The organism is Nosocomiicoccus massiliensis (assembly GCF_002871345.2).
GTDB classification, from domain to species: Bacteria; Bacillota; Bacilli; order Staphylococcales; family Salinicoccaceae; genus Nosocomiicoccus; species Nosocomiicoccus ampullae_A.
Window position 1 is genome coordinate 387,194 of the sequence record NZ_CP136964.1, and the last position, 24,374, is coordinate 411,567.

General features: G+C 33.7%; 24 protein-coding genes and 1 other RNA gene. 23 read left to right on the top strand and 2 right to left on the bottom strand.

Annotated features, from left to right (window positions below; genetic code table 11):
- Window positions 1-12 precede the first annotated feature (12 nt).
- The 10 genes from CJ229_RS02005 (at window position 13) to nth (ending at window position 10,410) form a co-directional block, all read left to right on the top strand.
- Window positions 13-807, top strand: a complete 795-nt coding sequence (locus tag CJ229_RS02005) for a menaquinol-cytochrome c reductase cytochrome b/c subunit (RefSeq protein ID WP_070456528.1) — start codon at window positions 13-15, stop codon at window positions 805-807.
- A gap of 54 nt (window positions 808-861) precedes the next feature.
- Window positions 862-1,443, top strand: coding sequence for a DUF1405 domain-containing protein (locus CJ229_RS02010; RefSeq protein ID WP_070456530.1), 582 nt, complete (start codon window positions 862-864; stop codon window positions 1,441-1,443).
- Window positions 1,444-1,496: 53 nt separating this feature from the next.
- Window positions 1,497-2,195, top strand: a complete 699-nt coding sequence (locus tag CJ229_RS02015; RefSeq protein ID WP_068128442.1) for a zinc metallopeptidase — start codon at window positions 1,497-1,499, stop codon at window positions 2,193-2,195.
- Between the two features lie 92 nt (window positions 2,196-2,287).
- On the top strand, window positions 2,288-3,436 hold the full coding sequence (gene bshA / locus CJ229_RS02020) for an N-acetyl-alpha-D-glucosaminyl L-malate synthase BshA (protein WP_102167308.1): 1,149 nt from the start codon (window positions 2,288-2,290) through the stop codon (window positions 3,434-3,436).
- A complete protein-coding gene (locus CJ229_RS02025; RefSeq protein ID WP_317846606.1) occupies window positions 3,426-4,607 on the top strand; it encodes a CCA tRNA nucleotidyltransferase in 1,182 nt (393 codons plus the stop codon). Before bshA ends, CJ229_RS02025 begins: the two co-directional genes overlap by 11 nt.
- On the top strand, window positions 4,594-5,355 hold the full coding sequence (locus CJ229_RS02030; RefSeq protein ID WP_068128451.1) for a biotin--[acetyl-CoA-carboxylase] ligase: 762 nt from the start codon (window positions 4,594-4,596) through the stop codon (window positions 5,353-5,355). The genes CJ229_RS02025 and CJ229_RS02030 overlap by 14 nt, the downstream gene beginning before the upstream one ends.
- A gap of 9 nt (window positions 5,356-5,364) precedes the next feature.
- Window positions 5,365-7,863, top strand: coding sequence for an exonuclease domain-containing protein (locus CJ229_RS02035; protein ID WP_317846607.1), 2,499 nt, complete (start codon window positions 5,365-5,367; stop codon window positions 7,861-7,863).
- 32 nt (window positions 7,864-7,895) lie between these two features.
- The gene (locus CJ229_RS02040) at window positions 7,896-9,080 is read left to right on the top strand and encodes a pyridoxal phosphate-dependent aminotransferase (protein WP_144265401.1); all 1,185 of its coding nucleotides are present in this window, start codon (window positions 7,896-7,898) and stop codon (window positions 9,078-9,080) included.
- A 62-nt stretch (window positions 9,081-9,142) separates the two neighbouring features.
- The gene (locus CJ229_RS02045) at window positions 9,143-9,742 is read left to right on the top strand and encodes a DnaD domain-containing protein (protein WP_068128455.1); all 600 of its coding nucleotides are present in this window, start codon (window positions 9,143-9,145) and stop codon (window positions 9,740-9,742) included.
- Between the two features lie 2 nt (window positions 9,743-9,744).
- Window positions 9,745-10,410, top strand: a complete 666-nt coding sequence (gene nth / locus CJ229_RS02050; protein ID WP_068128456.1) for an endonuclease III — start codon at window positions 9,745-9,747, stop codon at window positions 10,408-10,410.
- A 37-nt stretch (window positions 10,411-10,447) separates the two neighbouring features.
- On the opposite strand, the gene CJ229_RS02055 is transcribed toward nth, so the two are convergent.
- Window positions 10,448-12,694 (bottom strand): transglycosylase domain-containing protein, encoded by a 2,247-nt coding sequence (locus CJ229_RS02055; protein ID WP_068128458.1) that lies wholly within the window; start codon window positions 12,692-12,694, stop codon window positions 10,448-10,450.
- A gap of 4 nt (window positions 12,695-12,698) precedes the next feature.
- Entirely contained in the window at window positions 12,699-13,298 is a 600-nt protein-coding gene (gene recU / locus CJ229_RS02060) for a Holliday junction resolvase RecU (RefSeq protein ID WP_102167306.1), read from the bottom strand.
- Window positions 13,299-13,388: 90 nt separating this feature from the next.
- Here recU and CJ229_RS02065 point away from each other — a divergent pair, with 90 nt between their 5' ends.
- The 13 genes from CJ229_RS02065 to CJ229_RS02125 all read left to right on the top strand — a co-directional run bounded on the left by CJ229_RS02065 (window position 13,389) and on the right by CJ229_RS02125 (window position 24,373).
- Window positions 13,389-13,715 carry a hypothetical protein gene (locus tag CJ229_RS02065; protein WP_068128461.1) on the top strand — a complete coding sequence of 109 codons (327 nt, stop codon included), beginning with the start codon at window positions 13,389-13,391 and terminating at the stop codon, window positions 13,713-13,715.
- Window positions 13,712-14,251 (top strand): SLOG family protein, encoded by a 540-nt coding sequence (locus CJ229_RS02070; protein WP_102167305.1) that lies wholly within the window; start codon window positions 13,712-13,714, stop codon window positions 14,249-14,251. Before CJ229_RS02065 ends, CJ229_RS02070 begins: the two co-directional genes overlap by 4 nt.
- Before the next feature lie 12 nt (window positions 14,252-14,263).
- On the top strand, window positions 14,264-14,584 hold the full coding sequence (gene gpsB, locus CJ229_RS02075; protein WP_040928122.1) for a cell division regulator GpsB: 321 nt from the start codon (window positions 14,264-14,266) through the stop codon (window positions 14,582-14,584).
- Between the two features lie 7 nt (window positions 14,585-14,591).
- Window positions 14,592-14,965, top strand: an RNA gene (gene rnpB / locus CJ229_RS02080) — RNase P RNA component class B.
- 85 nt (window positions 14,966-15,050) lie between these two features.
- The gene (locus CJ229_RS02085; RefSeq protein ID WP_102167304.1) at window positions 15,051-16,172 is read left to right on the top strand and encodes a THUMP domain-containing class I SAM-dependent RNA methyltransferase; all 1,122 of its coding nucleotides are present in this window, start codon (window positions 15,051-15,053) and stop codon (window positions 16,170-16,172) included.
- Entirely contained in the window at window positions 16,172-19,528 is a 3,357-nt protein-coding gene (locus tag CJ229_RS02090; RefSeq protein WP_102167303.1) for a dynamin family protein, read from the top strand. The genes CJ229_RS02085 and CJ229_RS02090 overlap by 1 nt, the downstream gene beginning before the upstream one ends.
- Complete coding sequence (locus tag CJ229_RS02095; RefSeq protein ID WP_102167302.1) at window positions 19,515-20,363, top strand: sulfurtransferase; 849 nt, start codon at window positions 19,515-19,517, stop codon at window positions 20,361-20,363. The genes CJ229_RS02090 and CJ229_RS02095 overlap by 14 nt, the downstream gene beginning before the upstream one ends.
- Window positions 20,353-21,225: a 5'-3' exonuclease gene (locus CJ229_RS02100; RefSeq protein ID WP_102167301.1), complete on the top strand. Its 873-nt coding sequence runs from the start codon at window positions 20,353-20,355 to the stop codon at window positions 21,223-21,225. The genes CJ229_RS02095 and CJ229_RS02100 overlap by 11 nt, the downstream gene beginning before the upstream one ends.
- Window positions 21,225-21,617 carry a ribonuclease HI family protein gene (locus CJ229_RS02105; protein ID WP_102167300.1) on the top strand — a complete coding sequence of 131 codons (393 nt, stop codon included), beginning with the start codon at window positions 21,225-21,227 and terminating at the stop codon, window positions 21,615-21,617. The genes CJ229_RS02100 and CJ229_RS02105 overlap by 1 nt, the downstream gene beginning before the upstream one ends.
- A 62-nt stretch (window positions 21,618-21,679) precedes the next feature.
- Window positions 21,680-21,949: a NifU N-terminal domain-containing protein gene (locus tag CJ229_RS02110; RefSeq protein WP_246827345.1), complete on the top strand. Its 270-nt coding sequence runs from the start codon at window positions 21,680-21,682 to the stop codon at window positions 21,947-21,949.
- Between the two features lie 35 nt (window positions 21,950-21,984).
- Entirely contained in the window at window positions 21,985-22,782 is a 798-nt protein-coding gene (locus CJ229_RS02115; RefSeq protein ID WP_257993686.1) for a virulence factor, read from the top strand.
- Window positions 22,782-23,219, top strand: a complete 438-nt coding sequence (locus CJ229_RS02120) for a BrxA/BrxB family bacilliredoxin (RefSeq protein ID WP_102167299.1) — start codon at window positions 22,782-22,784, stop codon at window positions 23,217-23,219. Before CJ229_RS02115 ends, CJ229_RS02120 begins: the two co-directional genes overlap by 1 nt.
- Window positions 23,220-23,419: 200 nt before the next feature.
- On the top strand, window positions 23,420-24,373 hold the full coding sequence (locus CJ229_RS02125) for a thymidylate synthase (protein WP_102167298.1): 954 nt from the start codon (window positions 23,420-23,422) through the stop codon (window positions 24,371-24,373).
- The last annotated feature ends 1 nt before the right edge of the window (window position 24,374 follow it).

The following is a 24,374-nucleotide window of genomic DNA, read 5'->3' on the forward strand; positions in this document are numbered from 1 at the left end:
AGGTAGAAATCAATGAAGCGCGGTAAAGGTCTTAAATTTGTTGGAGACTCACGAGTTCAAAGCTACGAAAAGCCGAAATTAAATCGCGACTACTCAGAATTCCCTGGTAGAACAGAAGAGTTCTATCCCGACTTCTTATTAAAAGAGTGGTTAACGGGTGCGGTATTCTTAGTCGGTTTCCTATGCTTAATCGTTGCTGACCCGGCACCTCTTGAAAGAATGGCTGATGCAACTGACACAGGTTATATTCCATTACCTGACTGGTATTTCTTATTCTTATACCAGATTCTAAAGTACACATATGCTTCAGGTCCATTCAACGTAGTTGGTGCGATTATTATTCCTGGTCTAGCAATGGGTGCATTACTATTAATGCCTTGGTTAGATAACTCTAAACATAGAAACTGGAAAAAACGTCCAGTAGCAACAAGCTTAATGGTAGTTTCTGTAGCGATTATTTTCTATGCAACATGGGAATCAGTTGCATATCACGATTGGGAGCAACAATCTGAACAAGGTAAAATTGTGTTCTCTAACTTAGATGCAGAAGATCCAGTATTCAATGAATTAATTAGAACGAACTGTACAAGTTGTCACGGAGGAGAATTAACAGGTGCATCAGGTCCGGACTTAGTAACTCCTGAGCTTGACGAAGCAACTGTTAAAGCTTTCGTAGAAAACGGTACACAAACTATGCCAGCGTTCAAAGATACGCTTACTGAAGAAGAGATTGACGAAATCTCTAAATTCATAGCAAACCTTGAACTTACAGATAAAAAGAACGCTGAAAACACTGGTGAAAAATAATTAAATCATACCCTCGATGCAGTAAGCATTGGGGGTATTTTTATAGGTGAATGTATGATTCATTATCTTTATCAATTAATGTATAATAGAACATTTTTAATTTTGTTATTTATATCTAACTTTTTAGGTACCATTTATGGTTACTACTGGTACCGAGGGCAATTATCCGTTACTGAATGGTATTTTTATCCATTTGTTCCTGATAGTCCAACTGCAACTTTATTCTTATGTATCGTCATACTAGCGATTTTATTTAATAAAAAATATGGTCTCATCGACGCATTAGCTTTTACGACATTAATCAAATACGGTGTTTGGGCTGTAATTATGAACTTTTTATATTTTATAGAGATAAATATGATAACACCTGTCGGTGTCATGCTTATTTTTTCTCATAGCATTATGGCACTTCAAGCATTTTTATTTTTACCACATTTAGAGATAAAACCGTGGCATTTTTATGTAACAGCATTTTGGCTATTCCACAACGATGTGATTGATTATGTATATATGCAATACCCAAAATACGGGTCATTAGACCGCTTTAGTGATCATATTGGTTATTTATCGTTTTGGTTAACGGTTATCGTTTTAATATTACTTAAAACGTTAGTTCCAATAAATCGTATGCGTTGACTTTAAATTAATAATTAAAGTATGATGTAAAGTGAGAATAGGAGAGTTGTTTTATGTTAATGTATATTATCTATTTCGCAATTCTATTAATCGTACCTATGCTCGCTCAAATGAATGTTACGTCTACGTTTAGAAAGTATAGTAGAGTACGTTCGACGAGTGGTTTAACTGGTAAGGAAGTTGCGGAGTTAATTTTAAGAGAAAATGGTATTTATGACGTAGAAGTACTAAGAGGCAAAGGCCATTTAACAGACCACTACGATCCAGGGAAAAAAGTTGTCGTATTATCACCAGATAACTATGACAAACCATCAGTTGCTGGTACAGCAGTTGCAGCACACGAAGTAGGGCACGCGATTCAACACGCAACTGGCTACAAATTTTTAAATTTAAGAGCCGCGATTTTCCCTCTTGCACAATTCGGAAGTAACTTTGCTTTCTTCTTGATTATGGCAGGTATCGTTTTAACAGCTGGTATGCAATCATCTGGTCCGACTCTTGGAACTTACCTATTATGGGGTGGTATTGGACTATTTGCATTCGCTGTATTATTCCAAATCGTCACATTACCTGTTGAGTTCGACGCATCAAATCGAGCGATGAAACAAATAGAACGTTTAAATATCGTTAACGAAAAAGAATACAGACATGCTAAAAAAGTATTAAGTGCAGCAGCAATGACATACGTAGCAGCAACAGCAACTGCTATCGCAGAGCTCGTTCGTTTAATACTCATAGCACGTAATAACTAAACTACTCAATATTTATTGAGTAGTTTTTTTAATTCACAATAGAACTATTCTTTATTATACTTATAAAGAATACGTATGTTAGGAGGATTTAAATGAAAATAGGAGTAACATGTTATCCAAGTGTTGGTGGAAGTGGAATTGTTGCGACTGAACTCGCAATTGAGATGGCGAAACTCGGTCATGAAATCCATTTTATATCATCAAGTGTTCCATTTCGTCTCGCAGGAAACTACTCAAACATTTATGTCCATACAGTAGAAATTAATGATTATAACGTTTTTAAATATAGACCATATGATATTACACTCGCATCGAAAATTGCTGAAGTCATCGATGTACATCAATTAGATTGTATACATATGCATTATGCAATTCCTCATGCGGTTGCAGGTATTTTAGCAAATCAAATGTCAAAACGTGACGTAGGCATTATAACAACACTTCACGGTACAGATATTACAGTACTAGGTCATGATAGAAGTTTAGAGCCTGCGATTCGCTTTGGTATCGAGAAATCTGATATTACAACGGCTGTGTCTTATAGTTTAAAAAAGCAAACAGAAGAAATGATTCAACCTAATAAAGAGATTAAAACAATTTATAACTTTGTCGATGAAAAACGATTTAATCGTGACAATATTGAAGTAGTTAGAAGTCGTATGAAACAGCAGCTTGGTATTGATGAAGACTCTAAAGTCATTGTTCATTCATCCAACTTTAGAAAAATTAAAAACATAACGACAATTGTAGAAGCTTTTAAATTAGTTAGAGAATCAGTTAAAAGTGATCTTGTGTTAGTTGGGGATGGGCCAGAAATGAGTGTTGTATATGACTTGGCACATGAATTAGGTGTTGGTGATAACGTACATCTCGTCGGACGACAATCAGATATGACGTCATTTTATAAGATGAGTGACTTATTTATGTTACTGAGTTTAAAAGAAAGTTTTGGTCTTGCACTTCTTGAAGCTATGAACTGTGGCTGTGTTCCAATTGGTTCAAATGCGGGAGGAATTGTTGAAGTGATTCAACATGAAAAAACAGGATTTATCGTTGATCCGATGGATAAAGAAAATGCAGCTCAATATGCAGTAGAGCTTATGACAAACGAAGCGTTATATAACGAGATGAGAGAAGCGATGATTACAGACGTCAGAAGTCGTTTCTCAGAAAAAGAAATCGTCGCTCAATATGAAGACTTATACAGATCGATTATTAAGGACAATAACGATGACAAATAAGAACGCATTTAAAGAAGGACAATTTATTCTAGATACATTAGAATCTAACGGATTTGAAGCATATTATGTTGGAGGATCAGTTAGAGACTATTGTATGGGTAAATCAGTCGGTGATATCGATATCACGACAAATGCGCTACCGAAACAAATTGAAGCATTATTTAAACATACGATAGATGTTGGTATTGAGCATGGGACTATTGTAGTCGTTATTAACAAAACACCTTATGAAGTGACGACGTACCGTACTGAAACGACGTATTCAGACTTTAGACGTCCGGACAGTGTTGAATTTACAACATCGTTAAAAGAAGATCTCGCAAGACGTGATTTTACGATGAATGCAATCGCAATGGACAAACATTTTAAGCTGTATGACCCTTATGACGGACAATCCGCAATAGAGGATAAAGAAATTATCACCGTCGGTAATCCAGACGAACGATTTAATGAAGACGCACTTAGAATGTTACGTGCATTACGCTTTATGTCTCAACTACAATTTGATTTAAATGAAGATTCATATAATGCGATTAAAAAGTTAGTTTCTAACGTTCAACATATATCGGTAGAACGTATTGTGCAAGAATTGAAAAAGCTATATAAGGGTATAAATATAGAAGCGTCTAAAAGATTACTAATAGAAAGCGATATGTATAAATACATTCCATTTTTTAATCGTGTGGGTAAAGATGATTTAAAAAAGTCTGTAGTACATACATTAAATAATGAGATTATTATACAGTTATTATTCAATGATAGTGTCTCATTTAAAAATGAATTAAAACTATCGAATGAAGACAAAAAGTATATAAACACTTCAATTCAATTATACGATGACTTAAAAAACAAATTAGAAACAGTCATTGTTGCCTATAAATACGACACAATGTTGTTAAAAAATATGTTAAAAATCTTAAGTGATAACTCTGCATTAAATATAAATATGGAAGATGACCTATTAGAAGCAATTCAAAAGAAAGAATCATTAACAATTCAAAGTAAAAAAGATTTTGCAGTGAACGGTAACGATTTAATGAATTCTTTAAATAAACGTGGTGGACCATGGCTAAAAGAGTTATTAGATGAAATTGAACGCCAAATATTGTTCGAAACATTACCAAACGATTTTGACGCAATTATAGAGTGGGTGCACAATGAATATCATTAAACAGTCAGTTTTACAATCAGCAGAGAATAGTAAATATTTTAAATATATCATTTTTGAAGATGTCGTGACATCGACACAAACAATAGCTAAAGAGAAACTATTTGAAATTGAAAATTCTTTTGTCGTGTCGTCTCTACATCAAACACAAGGTGTCGGTAGATTTAAAAGAGAATTTGAATCACCAGATAATTGTGGGTTTTATAGCACGTTTGTCGTTCGCCCAAATGTAAATCGAGACAAACTTATGCAGTTTAATTTATTTATTGCTCTCGCTATTACAAAAACAATTGAACGCTTTATAAATCGTCCGATTGGTATAAAATGGCCGAACGATATATACGTAGAAGGCAAAAAACTTTGTGGTTTTTTAACAGAGATGATCCCAGACGGTCAATTTGATACTATCGTTTGTGGTATTGGTGTAAATATTTTCAATTCACCATCTGAAGTAGGCAAGAAAGCTGCATTAGAAACTTTTGCTGATGAAGAGATAGATGTTGGAGCATTTGTAAAAACACTCTTTCAAAATATAGAAAAGTATTATGATTTATTTTTAAAAAATGATTTTAGTATGATTAGAGATACGTATGTCAGTTATTCAACCGTATTAGGTAAAGAAATTATCATCACAACACCTTCAGAACAGTACGAGGCTACAGCGATAGATATAGATGATTTTGGTATACTGAAAGTAATCGACCGAGACGGTCAAATTAAATCAGTTTTGAGTGCAGATATAGAAGAGTAGGGATTTAGTATGTTAGACAGTTGTTTTGCTGTTGTGGATTTAGAAACAACAGGTAATGATCCATTAAAAGATCATATCATCGAGTTAAGCATTGTATTTGTAAAAAATAACGAAGTAATCAGTTCATATAGTACTTTATTGTCGGATGCTTCTGATATACCAGCTTTTGTAACAGAATTAACTTCTATTACATTAGAGGATATTAAAGGAGCACCGAAGTTTAACGATATTTCAAATGAAGTATACGAATTACTAGAAAACTGTTGTTTCATCGCACATAATATTGAATTCGATCTTAATTTTTTAAAAGTCGCATTCCAAAATACAGGTATTCATTTTCAACCACACTTAACACTCGATACAGTCGATTTATCTAAAATATTTTTTCCTACATTGAGCTCTTATCAACTTGGTATGTTGTCTGAGACTCTTAATTTATCTTTAAAACATGCACATCGTGCCTATGATGATGCACTTGCAACAGCAAAACTATTTATTAAAATTTTAGAGCGAATTAATCAACTCGACAAAGAGACGATAATACGTCTATATAACATTTCAAAATATCTCGAAACAAATGTCAGTGATCTTTTATTTGCTTCTCTAAGTGAAAATAATCATAGAGACGCGGATTATACAGTGCAGTCACTATCTATACAACATCCAAAATTTAACTTTGAATCAAATCACAAAATCACAATAGAGGACTTGTATAAAAATTTTATAGATCAAAATAACTTTAAGCATCGCCAAGATCAACTCGATTTAATATATACGATTTATAGTGCACTAAAAGAAAATAAAAATATTGCTCTAGAAGCTTATACGGGACTAGGTAAAACAGAAGCAATACTAATCGCGAGTATCGTATATACAAATGAGACAAAACAGCATGTATTGATTTCTACAAGTAAGAAGATTTTACAAGATCAAATGTATTATCAAAGTTTAATTCGTCTTCTGGAGTCGTCTAAATTAAATGAATTACCAGTATCTATGTTAAAAGGAAAAACAAATTACGTCGACATAGATACCATTTTAAAGCTCTTAAGTTTTAAAGATGATAACTATGAAATTGTCATGTTAAAAATGAAATTGCTCGTTTGGTTAACAGAGACGATAACCGGTGATTTAGGTGAGATTTCATTAAAAGGACCAGAACGACTTTACTATGACACTGCACATTTTCAAATCAATTCTAATGACAATTATTTTTATAATAGAGCAGTGGAACATGCAAAAAATAGCCGTATTTGCATTACAAATCATTACTTTATTGAAGAGTGCTTATCAGAACTCGATAATAAGTATTTAATTGTCGATGAAGCACACCAAGTGTTAAATACTGTAGAGCGTCAGTCTATCACAGAATATAAATATATGGACCTTAAATTTTTACTATCTCAAATCGGTATAAACAATAAAGATAAAATGTTAAAAGAATATCTTGAACATAATGATATTCGAGCAAAAGACTTTCTTGTACGTATGCTTACAGATTTAAATAAAACAATCGATGATGTATTTTCATCATTACGTATCGAGGAAATAAAACGAGCAATTCAACAATTAAATCACTCAAATTACTTAATCGATTTCGTTCTAAAATCGATTGTCGACACGAACAATTATGAATCTCTTTATAATTATTTAAAGCATTTCCAGTTTAAATTAAAAGATATGCAAAAGAGTTTAACGTTAGATAATTATACTATCCATCAAGACAATAATTATCAAAAAACAGCGTTACTCGTTAACAATAATAGTAAAGACCGTCTATTTCATCATTTAAAAGGGCTACACGGACAAGTTTTAATTTCTGGTACATTAGAAGTTAATGGATCATTTAACCATCTAGAACCGTGGTTTTTAGATGAATTTGATACAAAAATAATTGCTAATGATAATTTGTTTAAAGAAGTAGAACTATTTATACCGAACGATATTCACGACCTAAATGATAGAGATTCATATATTGAAGATTTAGTCGATTATTTATCGACTTATCATTCAATTAAAGAAGATAAAGTAATCGTTTTATTTACGAATTATAAATTGCTAAACGAAGTCTATCAATTTTTACTAGACGGTGAACTGTTTGATATTCCTATTATCAAACAAAATAAAAACGATACACCTAGTAAATTATTACTTCAGTATAATCAACTTCAAAATTGTATATTACTCGCAACTGAAAGTTTTACTGAAGGAATTAATTTGGAAAATCTAAACAATCGTACAATCTTTTTAACTAAGTTACCTTTCCCAGTACCAACAGGTAAAGGTTTTAGACATTTTTATAAACACGACCTGCCTGATGCAGTATTTATGTTTAGACAAATTGTTGGGCGCATTAAAAGAGATGATTCTGACCGTGGCCGTGTTGTGCTATTTGATGAGCGATTGCTCGAGAAACCGTATCGTAATGCATTTTTAAAGTACTTTAATGAGAAAAGTCTTATACACGGTGATAGGACCGCTTTCATTGAGATGTTATCTAGATTATAATTATATTAATATGATTTTTAGGAGGAAACAAAGTGCAAATTTCAAATAGAATGGACCTCTTACAGCCAAGTCCGACAATAGCGATAACAAATTTAGGACGTCGCCTAAAAGAAGAAGGAAATGACGTCATCAGTTTATCTGCCGGAGAACCAGATTTTAACACTCCAAAAAAAGTAATAGAAGCAGCACATGAAGCAGCGTTAAATGGGCAAACAAAATACTCTGCAACACCTGGTATTTTGCCACTACGTGAAGCAATAAAAGACAAAATGAAACGTGATAATAACTTGGATTACTCAGTCGATGAAATTTTTGTCGGTGCAGGTGCAAAGCAAGTATTATTTAATATATTCTTTGCGATTTTAAACCCGGGAGATGAGGTAATTATTCCTTCTCCGTACTGGGTATCTTATGGTGATCAAGTAAAATTTGCAGAAGGTGTACCGGTAATTGCTGAAACGACAAGTGAAACAGACTATAAACTTACACCTGAAATATTAGATCAGTACGTGACAGATAAAACAAAAGCTCTCGTATTAAATTCACCGAACAATCCTACTGGTGCAGTTTACAGTAAAGAAGAGCTTCAAAGACTTGCAGATTACTTAGATGAAACAGATATTATTATCGTTTCAGATGAAATCTACGAAGTGCTCGTTTATGAAGGCGCGCATTACTCAATCGCTCAAATGAGTGAAAAGATGAAACAAAATACAATTGTCGTTAATGGTGTTAGTAAATCATATGCAATGACGGGATGGAGAATCGGCTTTGCTTGTGGTGACAAAGAATTAATCAAAGCGATGTCTAAACTTCAAAGTCAATCTGTCTCAAACGTTACAACACCTGCGCAGTACGCAGCATTAAAAGCTTATGAGTTAGATAATTCATACTTAAAAGAATATAATGAAACATTTAAGAAAAGAAGAGATCACGCATATAGTCAACTTCAAAAGCTTCCGTATATAAAATGTGCAAAACCAAATGGAGCGTTTTACTTATTCCCTGATGTGAGTGAACTCGTTGAAAAATGTAATTTCGAAAGTGTAGATCAGTTCACTGAACAGCTACTGAAAGAACAGTACGTAGCACTCGTACCAGGATCTGCATTTGGTATACCGTCAAACTTACGTTTCAGTTATGCATTAAGTGAAGAAAAGTTTTCTGAAGCGATAGAACGTATTCAAACTTTTGTTAACAAATATTTAAACAAATAATCGATGTAAAGAGATATTAGTTGCTAATATCTCTTTATTGTTAGCGACTAGGAGAGAGTAGGATGGATGAATATATTAAATATATAAATATTCCTGTCAATAAAATTTTAATCGATCACTATGCAACTATTGGGCTCGATGAAAAGATGACGATGCTTTTAATCCGTCTAATGAGTTATAGTAATGACGGTCTAACAGAAGTTACATTTGATGATATTATTGACGGTTCAACTTTTACTCGTGAAGAACTATCAAAGTTAATACAACATTTAATTGCTAATCAATTTATTGGAATTAATAATAAAGTGGTTAGTGGAAAACACGTAGAAAGTTACGATTTTAATCCGCTGTATAAAAAACTTGAAAATATCATAACAAATAAAGCTACCCATACTTATACAAAAAATGATGTGAGTGATCTATTTCAATATATTGAAAAGCTATATGGACGAACGCTCGGGCCGAGTGAGTATGAACGTATGACGGCGTGGTTAAGAGATGATGGATATTCTGTAGATCAAATCAAGGAAGGCGTTGATATTGCCTATAAAAATGATATTACATCATTAAGTTATGTCGAAAAAATACTGAATAGTATAAAAAAAGAATCAAACAATGAACCGGTTATTCCGTTTAAAAATTGGTTAAAAGGAGATATTTAGTCGTGCTGAGTAAAGTAAAGACGATGGAAGCACTCGATATTATCCATGAGATGTTTCCAGATGCGGAAGCAGAGCTAAATTATACAAATGATTTTGAACTGACAATTGCAGTATTATTATCTGCTCAAGCAACAGACGTATCTGTAAATAAAGTGACAGATACGTTATTTCAAAAATATAAGACACCTGAAGACTATTTAAGCGTTCCACTAGAAGAACTAGAGAACGATATCAAATCAATTGGACTATACCGTACGAAAGCAAAAAACATACAAAAGTTATGTAGAGATTTAATCGATAAATTTAATGGAGAAGTACCGACGACTTACGAAGAACTCATAACACTCGCAGGAGTCGGTCGAAAGACAGCTAACGTCGTATTAAGTGTCGCGTTTGACACTCCAAGAATCGCTGTCGATACACACGTTGAACGCGTTTCAAAACGACTAGGAATCGCACGTTGGAAAGATAATGTAAACCAAGTCGAAGAAACATTGATGAGAAAAATCCCAGAAAATAGATGGAGTAAAGCGCACCATCAACTTATCTTCTTTGGACGTTATCATTGTTTAGCGAGAAATCCTAAATGTTTTGAATGTCCACTTTTGTACATGTGCCGAGAAGGACAAAAAAGAGAGAGAAATTTATTAAAACAAAAAGCAAAGTAATTTCTAAATTACTTTGCTTTTTTATTTGTATTAAATTTTACTCACCGCTATCGGTGTCTGGGTTTGTAGTATCTGAATTATCCGTACTGCCATCATCACCATTTTCTGGTGTCTCTACAGGCTCTTCTGGCTCAGTTTCATCGATAACTTCTTCATCAGTATTATCCTCTTCAACCTCAGTTTCTTCCTCAGGTGCTTCGTAATAGTATCGTCTAATTCGATTTGGGTTAAATTGGAAAGAACTATTTACTACACCTAATTCTTGACCACCCACCCAAGTCACACTTTCTGGCATCGTGAAGTCTTGACCGTTATACGTGCTAATTTGTGTCATAATATTTTGGAAGAACCACTGTGGTGTGATATGTTCTTGTGTTCCGACAAATGACGTCGCACCGTCTTTTTTAGTACTTGTAAATCCTGTCCACACACTCATTGTGTATTCAGGTGTATATCCGACAATCCACGCATCTTTTGCAGCGTTTGAAGGTAAATTATATTCAGCTAACATACTTTCTGAATATGATGTCGTTCCTGTTTTACCTGCGATATTTAAACCATTCATATTAATATAATCCGCACTTCCGTATGGCTGGAACGTACCTTTTAACATATCTGTAATCATATATGCTGTAGAGTCTTTCATTGCTTCATGGCTTTCATATTCCATGTCGACTTGTTCGTTTTCAGAATTTATGATGTAACGAACGGCTCCCGCTTCATTGAATGTACCACCGTTACCAAATGCGGCATACGCTTGCGCCATTTGAAGTGGGCTAAATCTAGATTCGTTACCTCCGAGAACATCGTTAAATGATAACGTATAATTACCATCAGATTTTTTTGAATAATCTAACCCTAAATCTTTTGCGAACTGTTCAGGTACATTATCTCCTGATTCTTCACGCACTTCTTCAAAAAGTTTAACGGCTGGTATGTTATAACTTTTACGCAGTGCATCACGTATCGTGACAGTACCATGACCTTGATTATCATAGTTATAAATTTTACCTTCAAAATGTTTTGGGCTATATTCGTATTCATCTTGAATCGTATAGTTCGTCGGCACTTCCATATTTTCAATTGCTGGTGCATATGAAAGAATCGGTTTCATTGTAGAACCTGTATTATGCTGAGTGATTGCTAAGTTTTCTTTAACGACTTCCTGATAATCTCGACCACCACTAATCGCAATTAATGCACCTGACTGTGTATCTATAATTGAAGATGCGATATTAAAATCATCGCTTTTAAATTTATCACCATAGAAAAAGTCTTTATCGTTTACAGTGTTTTGTAACGTACGCTGAATATTTGCATCCATATTTGTGTAAATATCTATACCAGACGAGAGTAGCTCTGAAATATCTATATTTTTAAACTCATCTGATTGTTCAAGTTGTTGCTTGACCACGTTTATATATGATGCATATTGTGGGTCTTTCGGTTCAGTTGAAGAACGTTCTTCATCAGATCTTGCAACTAAATTTGTTGTTAAGTCAGTATTTACTCCTTCGTTATACTCATCTTCAGTAATACGTCCGTGGTGTAACATAAGCGCGAGTACTTGGTTCGCACGTTTATTACCTGCTTCAGCGTCTACATATAAGTTATAAACGTTTGGTAAGTTTGGTAATCCAGCTAAATAAGCCGCTTCTTTTAAGTTTAAGTCATCGAGTTCTTTATCGAAATAATATAAACTTGCTGTTCTTACACCGTAAATACCATCTGAATAATATATTTTATTTAAATACATTTCTAAAATATCGTCTTTCGCATATTCTTGCTCGAGTCGGTACGATAAATATGCTTCTTGAGCTTTACGTTTAATCGTTTTTTCTTCAGTTAAAAACGCACGTTTTACAACTTGTTGAGTAATCGTCGACGCACCTTGAGACCCAAATCCACCTGTTATGTTACTAATAACGGCACCGCCAAGACGTTTGAAGTCAATCGCTCCATGTTCATAGAATCTATTATCCTCAACCGCAAGGACTGCATCTGTAACAAGTTCTGGTGTATCGGTAATATCGATATATTCACGTTCAATACCTTGATAAATTGTTGTAACGAGTTCATCGTTACGGTCAAATACTCTTGAAGGGATAGGGTCTTTTAGCTTTTCAACACTAAATGCTGGCGCAGTCGATGCAAAATAAGCAAATACGACTATCCCTAAAACAAAGATAGAAACAGCTGCCATCATAAAGATTAGTGCAATTCGTTTCCACAATGTTTTCTTATTCATTTTATTCCTTTTATTTCTAGATAAAGGATCTTTCATTCTGCTACCTCATTCCAAAATATAATTCATCTACCACTTGAAGATAATCAAAACGCGGGTTAAATTTTTCTGTAATAATATGACTGTCACGTTTTACATCCTCATAACAAATGGATTTTCTACCGTTTTTAAGTTTGTAATTGTCCCAGTGGATTAAAAACTTCTCAATCGGATATAAAAACACTTCGTCGTGTGCATGAAATCTCATAATAATAAAAACAATGCCGCCGTGCTCGTGACATTTTCTCATATGTTCAACTTGATGTTCATGGATATTAATAAAAGGGAAGCGAGTTTCGTTTCGTGTTTCTTTTACTTCAAAGTCGATATATTTCCCTCTATAAATACCGTTATAGTCACTTGTAGATGGAATTTTGTAATATGCTTCTGTAATTTTAGCTTTTTGTCTCGATGGGTAATCGACATTTACAACAGTAATCGGCGTCGGTTTTTTATGAATAATCGCGCGATTCGTATTTAAATAATACTTATTTGTCGTGTCAATATCTTTTTCAAGAGTCATCCCACGATGTCCATATTGTACTTTTTTCTTCCTTGAATTACTAGTAACATTACTTTTTTGAATACCAGCAGGGTATTTCACATTAGATCATTCCTTGGCTATATTCATTCATGTTTAGTTATTATACAATAATATACATACATAAATCTAATGTTTTAAAGGGTGATAACGTTGAATAGACCGTACACTAAAGAGTGTCTTTTAAAATATATTGATGACGTAAAACGTAAATACAGATTCGCACAAGATGGGTATGAGTATCATTTTGATGATGAGATCCAACCATTTCTATTAGAAGCAGATGCCCTTGCATCATTTATAGAGTCATTGCCGACTGATCGATACTTTAACGATTCTACACAGTTAAAACTTTCAAAACAGATTACAGAGCTTGCAATGGCGTGTCATAAAAAAGAGTTAAAACCAAGACTTTATAATGAAAAGATTAAATTTATTAATATGTGGTTTAATTATTTTATAAATAAGGAGATTATATGAGAGTACTTATATTAGGGTATAGAAGTTTTGAGCTCGGTATATTTAGTCATACTCAAAAAGAGGTAGAAGTATTAAAAGCTTTTTTAAAGATGAAAATAATCGAATACTTAGAACATGGGGCAGAGTGGTTTATCTTACAAAACTATCCTGGCATCGATATGTACGCAGGAGAAGTGCTACAAGATTTAAAAGACGACTATTCTTTTCAGTATGCGATTTTAAAACCTTTTTATGAATATGACGAGCGATTTAAAGAAGAAGACAAATTAATTTTACAAGATATAGAATCTCATGCAGAGTTTTCTTCGTATGTATATAAACGCACGTACGAAGGTCCACGTATGTTTAGAGAAATCAATCAGTTTTTAATAGACAATACGACAGATGCATTAATTTTTTATGATGAATCTACGGAATCTAATTTAAAGTACATATATGATGATTTACTTGAAAATAGCAGCAAATCTGATTATAATATTGAAAGAATTCAATTTGATGATTTAAATGATTTTATCACTTATCAATATGACAACTAAGAGGTGAAAAAAATGAGTGAATACTCTCTTAACTTGTCTGCAAAAGATATTTTCGAAAAAGAATTTGAAAAAACACTTCGCGGGTATCAACCAATTGAAGTTGATACATTTTTAGATGATGTCATTGCAGATTATCAGCGTATGGCAGATATGAACAAAAACTTACAAAAACTTGAAGAAGAAAACAAACGTTTAAAAAAAGAAATCGAAGAGTTAAGAATTAGAGTCGCGACGCGTTCACGTAGTGATGTGTCAGACAGTCAAAACCAACATATCGATATTTTAAAACGTCTTTCTAATTTAGAGAAAAAAGTATTTGGACAAAGTAAATAATTCCCGGTGGATCGGATAATCGCTAAGGAAACTTAGAGGAAAGTCCATGCTCACACAGTCTGAGATGATTGTAGTGTTCGTGCTTGACGAAACAATAAGTCAAGGTAGCAAATTTTGCTAACGGCAGTTTAACTTTCTAAGTCGTAAGATATGAAAGAAAACTTGAAAGTGCCACAGTGACGATGTTTTACGGAAACGTAAAAAGTGGAACGGGTAAACCCCTCGAGTGAGCAATCCAAATTTGGTAGGAGCACTTTTTCTCTGGAATTCAACAGAAGAAAGAGATATTACGAAAGTAATATAGACAGATGATTATCACTATTGTGTGAGTGTAATCTAGTGCACGTTAGAACACATTAGTACAGAACATGGCTTATAGAGAAGCCGGGCTAGGTGACTCTCCGTATATGTATATGGAGAGTCTTTTTTTAAATATGTATAAACACAATATAAAGGGATGCGTAATATGAAATTTAAATTTTTAGCGAATACGCCAATGGGACTTGAGCGTGTTGTTGCAAATGAAATCGAGTCACTCGGGCTTGAGACGACTTTAGAAAATGGACGCGTATATTTTTCAGGCGATGAAAAAACAATTGTCGAAACGAACTTAAAATTACGAACAGCAGAACGTATCCGTATTATCATTGGGGATTTTAAAGTCACGACGTTTGATGGTCTCTTTGAAGCTGTCAAAGATTTACCATGGTCAGATATTTTAGGCCCTGATGCGAATTTCCCTGTGACAGGTCGCTCACATAAATCAACGTTATATTCTGTACCTGACGTACAGCGTATTACTAAAAAAGCAATTGTTGAACATTTAAAAGAAGCATTTAAGCTCGATGGTAAATTACCTGAAACAGGTGCGCGTTATAAAGTAGACATTAATATATTAAAAGACAGAGCATTACTCACAATTGATACGTCAGGAGATGCGTTACATAAACGCGGGTATAGAGTTCTTCAAGGTGACGCACCGATTAAAGAAACTCTTGCTGCAGCGATGTTGCAACTCGCTAACTATACTGGTGAAAACCCATTAGTTGATCCATTTTGTGGATCTGGAACAATCGCGATTGAAGCGGCGATGATTGCTAAAAACATTGCACCTGGTTCAAATCGAACATTTGACGCAGAAAAATGGGACATTATCCCTGAAGAATTATGGTCAGATATAAGAAATCAATGTGAAAATGACGCTCTTTACGATAAAGATGTCGAAATATATGCGAGTGATATCGACGAACGAATGATTGAAGTATCTAAGCAAAATGCAGATGAAGTCGGATTGTTAGAAGAAATACAGTTTAGTGTTAAAAATGTCCATGATATCGATCATTTAAAAGATCATACGCAAATTGTCACAAACCCTCCTTACGGTGAACGTATCGGAGAGGCTAAAGCAGTCGAAGATATGTACCGCAAAATCGGACAATTAATGGAGCAAAATGATACGTTAAACGTTTATTTAATGACGTCTAATAAAGAATTTGAAATCATTATTGGAAAACGTGCAACACATAGAAGGAAATTATTTAACGGCTATATTGAAACAACTTATTATCAGTACTGGGGTAAAAAGTAATGGTAAACGATGATACTTTAAATATTTTATATAAGATTCGAAAAGAAATTAGTAAATCTAACAACAAACAACTTTTGTCAGAAATCGATTATACGATTAAAAAAGTTTATGATGACTTATTTGTCGTGTCGTTTATCGGACATTTCTCTGCCGGGAAATCGAGTTTAATTAACTATTTATTAGAAGATGAAGTGTTGCCTTCTTCTCCGATTCCTACGACGAGTAAAACAGTGCAAATAGAAATCTGCGATGAGACACGTGCGCGTGTCTATATTGATAAAAATCATTATGTAAAACTTAATGACTTAAGCGAAGTAAAACAAATTAACAAAAAAGACGTTGAGATTGAATACGTTAAAATTATGCATGATAGTAAAAATTACAATGATACGTTCGTGTTTCAAGATACTCCAGGAGTGGATTCAAAAACATCAACACACGAAGAAAGTACGCATAAATTTTTACTCAACTCAGACTATGTATTTTTTACAGTAGAGTATAACCATGTCGAAAGTGAATCAAATTTATCATTTTTAGAAGAAATCGCATCTTATAATATTCCGTTTTCTTTAATCGTCAACCAAATCGATAAACACGACGATAGTGAATTATCATACGATACGTTCATTAATCGCTTAAAGTCGACGTTATCAAACCACAACATTCATCCAGAACATATATTTACGACGTCGATTTACGGCACACCATACCGTCAAAACGATCAATTAGAATCATTTTTAAAAGAATTAGACGATTCAAGGGCGTCGTTTAAAAAGCTGTATCATGAACGAATTATTCAAAATATCGAGCAAAAGCATATCGAATATTTAGATGATCAGTTAAATAGTTTAGACGTAGATTCAGAAATAGATTCAGATCTAAAAACACATATCCATTATTTACTAGAAGAAAAACAAGCACACGATGCGTCACATATTAAAAGTGATATTCATAAATTAACTGAATACGTCGATGCGCATGCGAAAGATATTGTAAGTAATAGTTACTTATTCCCCCATGACGTAAAGGATAGTATACGCGAGTACTTCAAAATCAGTACTGGGGACGTACAAGTAAAAGGCTTATTTGGGAAAAAGAAAAAGTTACAAGCGATGAAAGAAGATCAAGTAAAGATTGTGCATCAACTGATGCAAGACGTTATTGATCGTCAAATTAATACGCAAATCAATGACTTGTTTTTAGAGCTTAAAATCTCTTCAAACGAATACTTTAAATATGAGTATCACGACGCTTTACTTACAGATTATGAAATCGTTGAAAGTAATGAGAAGGTTTTAGATGTCTATTTAGGAGAATTAAAACAAACGATTTCTAAAGAAGTAAGAAATCTCCTTAAAGTATTTATAAAGCAATTAGATATTAAAGTTTATGACGTTAATCCAGATGATACGGTAGACGAAGAATTAAATCGTTACAAAAAAGCACTTCAACTCGCTGAGTTAAAATCTGTATTTTTATCTGGTAGCTACAAACATTTATATACGCATGTCGAAGATGAATTAAAAGCATTAAATGAGAACATTGAATTGTCACTCGATACGATAAAAGATTTAACAGAGAAAAAAGAAGACGTTGTGAGTTATGACTTTAAATCAACAGCATTAGATACAGAAAAATTTTATAGCATTACCGATTTAATCAAAGAGTCAAATAACTATCGACATATTTATAAATTATTAACGAATAAACTTAACCGTTTAAAGCATAACGAAGCGAATATCAGTGTATTCGGTGGATTTAGCGCAGGTAAAAGTACGTTTATCAACGCTTTATTAAAAGAAAAACTTCTTACGACAAGTCCGAACCCAACGACCGCTTCAATTACTGAGATTAGTAACAGCGATAAAAGCTATATTCAATATAAATCTGAAGAATCAATCGTTGAATTGTTAGAGTCTGTCACTGGAAAGAGCAATTTGTCGTTAGATGACCAAGTCAAACAATTAAATAAAATGGATGTGCCTAAATTATTTGTACCACTTAAAAATGGTGTGAACAAAAATTTAGAGACGTATCGACCGCTATTCGGTCAAAAGATCGAAACGACTCGAGAAGACATCGATTTTAAAACGAGTGAAGACAGTCATGCAATATTTATCGATAAGGCATTTATCGGCCATCATGCACCGTTATTAAATCAATTTACGATTATCGACTCACCAGGTATTAACTCGATAAACGAACGTCATACACAAGAAACTCACCAAATAATTGCAAATAGTGACTTAATCATTTACGTATCGTATTTCAACCATGTGTTCACTCAATCTGACGCACAGTTTTTAAAGTATATTCAATCAATCAAAGGAAAAGAGTTTCCGTTATCGGTCGTTATTAACGCTGTTGACTTAGCAAAAAATGATAAAGAAATTGAAGACGTTGAAGCGTATATGCATCAGTCACTAAACCAATTAAAAATTCAACATCAGATTTATGGTGTTTCAAGTAAATCTGCATTAGAACATGAAGATGCATCATTTGAAGCAGTGAAGTTATCATTTTTAAAAGATGCAGAAAATAAATCAAAAGAATTACTTGCACTATCTATTGATGAAAACATTAAGCAGTTTATCGAATTACTAAACTCAAATATTAAACAATTCAATGAAGGTGAGTCGTATATAAACACTCTTAAAGAAAACCGTCAAAATACGTCTCATTTGTTAAATGACTTTACAGCACATACGGTCAAAAATGAAACAGTGAATGAAATCGAAAATTTATTTGCATTCATACGAAAGCAACTAGAGCTTAAATTGTATGATTATCTATCATCTAATATTTCGATGAACGACGTTTCTAAAAAAATGTTAAGTGCAAATCGTCAGTTAATTAAAAACGATATTGAGCAGTATGTAACGATTGAAAGTAATACAATTATCAACAACGTGTATAGATTTATCGATGATTTAGTAAATCAACATATCAATGATTTTAATGTTAAACTGAGAGCAAGCAACGTTGTAGACACGCTGCAATATCCAAAAGTAGAACAGCATCAAGTAAAAGTTTCAGTAAATGACAGACAGGTGAACGCGGAATTAAAACGCTTCGAAAAATCTGTTAAAACGCATAAACAACTGAGAGAGCAATTATTAGAAGTGAGTAAAACGATTGTAGATTCTATTCAATTAGACGCACTAAAAGATAACGTCATTCAAAATGCGACGTATTATTTTAATGATATCGATCATAAGTTGTTAGAAGATAAAACTAGAGTATTACAGATGTTAAATACACCAATCGAAGCACCAGATGAAGTAATGTACAAAGAAAGTATCGATTTATTAAACGAAATACATTCAATTGTAGGTGAAGAAAATGACAATCATTAATGACAAAGAGCTACTAGAATTAGACCCTTCCACATTATTACTTGTCGACACGAGAAACGTTATGGGGAACGAAGAGAAGACAAAAGAATTAGTACTTAATGATCCGGTTGAGAATACGATTCACATTCAAGAGAATCCATTTATCGTTGAAGCGGATGGCCATAACAATGGGAGAAGCCCTATACCAACAGCAGGTGTCGTAAAAGGATTATATGATGCATTAAGTCAACCAGGTAAAGAAATTGTATTGTTTGCGAACGACAACAGTTTCTTTCATACACGTTTATATGTTGTTTTTAAACTATATGGCTATGAAACGACGCTATATATCGGTAGTTTAGGTGTGCTAAAAGAAGTTGCGAAAAAAGTTGAATATAATGACGTAACACTACCAAATGTATTTGAAGATGTTGATCAATTACCTGATGAATCTTTATATGCGACGTTTGAAAATGTTAAAAACAGCATAAAAGATCCGAAGCATTTATTAATAGATGTACGTGAACGTTCGCGTTATCTCGGAGAAGGGGATAACATGGATAGTAAAAGTGGTCACATTCCGACTGCTGTTAACATTCCAAATACGAGACTATTTAAAAACGGGACGATGTCGTTAGACGTCTTACAAGATGAATTAAAAGACATTAAAAAGTTTGGTTCAGTGACTGTCTCTTGTGGGTCAGGAATGAGTGCAACACCTATGTTTACGTTTTTACATGAAAATGGCATTCCCGTAAAATTATATGGTGGTAGTTTTTCTGAGTGGATTCGTGAAGATGAACCGATTGTCACGAAAGAAACGACGCTAAAGGAACGTGTATTAAATATTGAGTAAATTATTAATTGTCGACGGAATGGCTCTATTATTCCGTCACTTCTTTGCAACAAGTTTTAGTAAACAATTTTTTTATAACAGCTTAGATCTACCAACAAATGGTGTACAAGGGACAATTCGTCATATTTATAAAGCAATTGAGATCATTCAACCTGAAAAAGTAATCATTACGTGGGATATGGGGAGTGAGACAGTTCGAACAGAGTGGTATGAAAATTATAAATCTAATCGACCAGCACCACCAGAAGAACTCGTTCCTCAATTTGATTTAGTGAAAGATGTACTTGCCGAGCTTGATTTTTATCAAGTTGGGTTAAAAGGATATGAAGCGGACGACCTCATCGGAACAATTACAAAACACTATGATGATTCGGTGATTATTTCTGGAGATAAAGACCTTTTACAAATCATTAATGACGATAACGAGTTATGGCTAACGAAAAAAGGATATACAGAATACGATATATATAATCTAAACCGTTTTACTGAAGAATTTTCAATTACACCACATCAATTTATCGATGTAAAAGCGTTAATGGGAGATAGCGGTGACGGATACTTTGGAGTCACCGGAATTGGTGAAAAGACCGCGTTAAAACTCATCCAAAAACACCAGTCCTTAGACCATTTACTAGAAAATTTAGACACCTTAACAAAACGTCAAAAAGAAAACATTTTAAAAGACTACGACCATTTAATACTCAGCCGACGACTCGCTGAAATTATTACGGATGTTCCGATAAATGTTAACGATGTGATTCAGTATAGTGATTATACATTTAATCTTGACCGTACGTTACAAGTGCTCGATAAATACGACTTAACAATCGCTAAACGTTACGTAGAAGGGTTAGATTTATAATGGCAACGGTACACATCGATGCAGCAACGCGTCAAAATCCGCACATTTCTGTTGGTGCAGTGATCATCAAAGATGAAACTACACACGAATTTACATCAGTGTTTCATCATATAGATAACAATGAAGCAGAGTGGGCGACGTTAATCTTTGCTCTTGAAAAGAGTATTGAATTGAATATTAAACAAGCAATAATTTATACCGATTCACAAATTGTCGTCGATTCAATTGAAAAACGTTTCGCAAAAGATCCGCGCTTTAAACAATATTTAACAACATACGTTAATTACGAGACTAAATTTGATTTATTATTAGTTTCTTTTATCACACGTGAGCACAATAAACACGCAGATCATCTCGCTAAAACAGAGTTATATAAATATTTAAACAAATAAAATTAAAAAATATCTCTCAAAATAGTATAATGACTGTAATACGTAAAATAAGGAGAAAGTATATGAATATTATCAAAATCGAACCAACACCAAACCCAAATACGATGAAAGTTGTTTTAGATGAGCAAAAGCCAGATATGAAATCTTCAACACATAGAGAAGTAAGTCCAGAAAATCCGGACTTCATCAACCGTGTACTTGAAATCGATGAAGTGACTAGCGTATTTTACGCTCTAGATTTCATATCTGTAGATAAAGATCCACGTGCAGAGTGGGACGTTGTTATTCCTAAAATTGAAGCTCAATTTGAAGGACAAGATACAAAAAAGTAATTGCGCACGTCGACGAACACTTTGGCGAAGTAAAAGTGGAATTACTAAAATTTAAAGAAATTCCTTATCAAATTAAATTGAATGATGGCGAAGTGAGAGAAGCGTTAAACGATGACTTTTTAAACGCTGTAGAATCTGCCACACTCCCTGAAGACAATATTATATTTAGTAGAAAATGGGAGTCTCTCGGATACTATTACGGTGAGCTAAATGACGTTCTAACTGAAGTAAAAGAAGAAATCGGTGCACTTTATACAAAAGAGCGTCTGACTAATCTTGTAAAGGCTGCTAAAGAAAATAAACAACCAGAACCAAAACGCTACTTTAAAATTGATTTAGATACTTTCGAGCAAGAAAAGGATTGGAAGAAGAGACTCTATTATTTAAATCACTTTGATACACCGGATGAAGGCGATTATGAATTATTAACGTTTGCGTTAAACGATTCAAAAGTACAAATTCGTCGTATGGCAGTTTCACTTCTAGCAATGATTGAAAAAGAGGAAACTTTAAATTATTTAAAGCAGGCGCTTCAAGATAAATCCGTTACTGTTCGTAGAACAGCAGGAGATGCATACAGTGATCTTGGTCTTAAGTCTGGTTTAAAAGATATGTATCCGTTACTTGATGATAAAAGTCCAATCGTTCGTTGGCGTGCAGCGATGTTTGTATATGAAGTCGGTGACGATTCTAGTCTTCCATTTTTATATCAATATAGAGATGATTCGTCATACGAATGTAAATTGCAAAAAGAACTTGCGATTTCAAGAATTGAAGAAGGCGAAAGAGCACTTGGAAGTGTCTGGAAACAAATGGAAAAGAGGAATCAATAATGAATCCATATGAAGCATATATGAATGAACTTGTTGATGCTTATAGAAAAGACCTAACAAAATACAATTTTGAAGAATTCACAACTAAAGAAGCGGTCAAAGACTTTATGGACAATGTAAATGACGATGAAACGACTTTCGTTGTTATCAATAGTATGTGTGGATGTGCAGCAGGACTGGCACGACCAGCAGCACGTACAGTCGCATTACAAAACCCAATTACACCAGATCATTTAGTGACTGTTTTTGCGGGACAAGATAAAGAAGCGACAGAAGAAATGAGAACATATATTGGTCAGGAACCTTCGAGCCCATCAATGGCACTATTTAAAGGTAAAGAGTTAAAATACTTTTTACCGAGAATGTTTATTGAGGGCAGAGAAATTGAAGATATTATGATGGATTTAAAAGACGTCTTTGACGAGTATTGTCAATAAAAAAGGAAAGCACTGATTATGCTTTCCTTTTTAGTCTATTAATTAGTATTATTCAAAAATACACATCGAAATCATGTAAAGTGAAAGTAATACTAATCCAGTAAACATTACTGCTTCCATCCGGAACACTCCTTCGTTTGAAGTATATATGATTACTTATATTATATTAAAAATACCGAATAAAAGAAAGGAAGATTTTAATGAACACTTTCGATCAAGCGTATCACGACTTACTACAACATGTGTTAGATAAAGGAACAACTAAAGATGACCGCACAGGAACGGGTACAATTTCAACTTTCGGATATCAAATGCGTTTTGACTTAAGTAAAGGTTTCCCATTATTAACGACAAAACGTACATCGTTTAAACTGATTGCGACAGAACTCATTTGGTTTATGCGTGGAGATACGAATATCAAGTATTTACTTCAGTACAACAACAACATTTGGAACGAATGGGCATTTAAACGTTATGTAGAATCTGATGATTATCACGGTGAAGATATGACAGATTTTGGCCGACGTGCGTTGAAAGACGAAGCGTTTAACGAAGTATATCAGCAAGAAATGGAAAAATATAAAGAACGCATTTTAACAGATGATACATTCGCTAAAAAGTATGGTGAACTCGGAAATGTATATGGTAAACAGTGGAGAGATTGGATCGGACCAAATGGAGAGTCTGTCGACCAACTACAGAACTTAATCGATTCGATTAAAAATACTCCATATTCTAGACGACATATCGTCTCAGCATGGAATCCTGCAGAAATTGAAACGATGGCATTACCGCCGTGTCACACACTGTTTCAGTTTTACGTAAACGATGGTAAGTTAAGTCTACAACTATACCAAAGAAGCGCGGACGTATTTTTAGGTGTTCCATTTAACATCGCGTCATATAGTCTATTATTGCTACTCGTCGCAAGAGAAACAGGACTAGAAGTCGGTGAGTTCATTCATACTTTTGGTGATGTTCACATTTACAAGAATCACATTGAAGCAGTTGAGACTCAACTATCTAGAGATGGGTTTGATGCACCAACTGTTAAAATAAATACAGATAAGTCAATGTTCGATCTAGAATACGAAGACTTTGAGCTCGTCGATTACAAAAGCCATAAAAGCATTAAAGCACCAATTGCGGTCTAAA

Bases quoted from the DNA above. Each gene is read 5' to 3' on its own strand.
- CJ229_RS02070 (WP_102167305.1), top strand. From the start codon at position 13,712: ATGAGAGTACTTATATTAGGGTATAGAAGTTTTGAGCTCGGTATATTT.
- CJ229_RS02085 (WP_102167304.1), top strand. From the start codon at position 15,051: ATGAAATTTAAATTTTTAGCGAATACGCCAATGGGACTTGAGCGTGTT.
- gpsB (WP_040928122.1), top strand. From the start codon at position 14,264: ATGAGTGAATACTCTCTTAACTTGTCTGCAAAAGATATTTTCGAAAAA.
- CJ229_RS02110 (WP_246827345.1), top strand. From the start codon at position 21,680: ATGAATATTATCAAAATCGAACCAACACCAAACCCAAATACGATGAAA.
- CJ229_RS02125 (WP_102167298.1), top strand. From the start codon at position 23,420: ATGAACACTTTCGATCAAGCGTATCACGACTTACTACAACATGTGTTA.
- CJ229_RS02120 (WP_102167299.1), top strand. From the start codon at position 22,782: ATGAATCCATATGAAGCATATATGAATGAACTTGTTGATGCTTATAGA.
- bshA (WP_102167308.1), top strand. From the start codon at position 2,288: ATGAAAATAGGAGTAACATGTTATCCAAGTGTTGGTGGAAGTGGAATT.
- CJ229_RS02015 (WP_068128442.1), top strand. From the start codon at position 1,497: ATGTTAATGTATATTATCTATTTCGCAATTCTATTAATCGTACCTATG.
- CJ229_RS02090 (WP_102167303.1), top strand. From the start codon at position 16,172: ATGGTAAACGATGATACTTTAAATATTTTATATAAGATTCGAAAAGAA.
- CJ229_RS02035 (WP_317846607.1), top strand. From the start codon at position 5,365: ATGTTAGACAGTTGTTTTGCTGTTGTGGATTTAGAAACAACAGGTAAT.
- CJ229_RS02030 (WP_068128451.1), top strand. From the start codon at position 4,594: ATGAATATCATTAAACAGTCAGTTTTACAATCAGCAGAGAATAGTAAA.
- CJ229_RS02045 (WP_068128455.1), top strand. From the start codon at position 9,143: ATGGATGAATATATTAAATATATAAATATTCCTGTCAATAAAATTTTA.
- CJ229_RS02105 (WP_102167300.1), top strand. From the start codon at position 21,225: ATGGCAACGGTACACATCGATGCAGCAACGCGTCAAAATCCGCACATT.
- CJ229_RS02005 (WP_070456528.1), top strand. From the start codon at position 13: ATGAAGCGCGGTAAAGGTCTTAAATTTGTTGGAGACTCACGAGTTCAA.
- CJ229_RS02095 (WP_102167302.1), top strand. From the start codon at position 19,515: ATGACAATCATTAATGACAAAGAGCTACTAGAATTAGACCCTTCCACA.
- CJ229_RS02055 (WP_068128458.1), bottom strand. From the start codon at position 12,694: ATGAAAGATCCTTTATCTAGAAATAAAAGGAATAAAATGAATAAGAAA.
- CJ229_RS02010 (WP_070456530.1), top strand. From the start codon at position 862: ATGATTCATTATCTTTATCAATTAATGTATAATAGAACATTTTTAATT.
- CJ229_RS02025 (WP_317846606.1), top strand. From the start codon at position 3,426: ATGACAAATAAGAACGCATTTAAAGAAGGACAATTTATTCTAGATACA.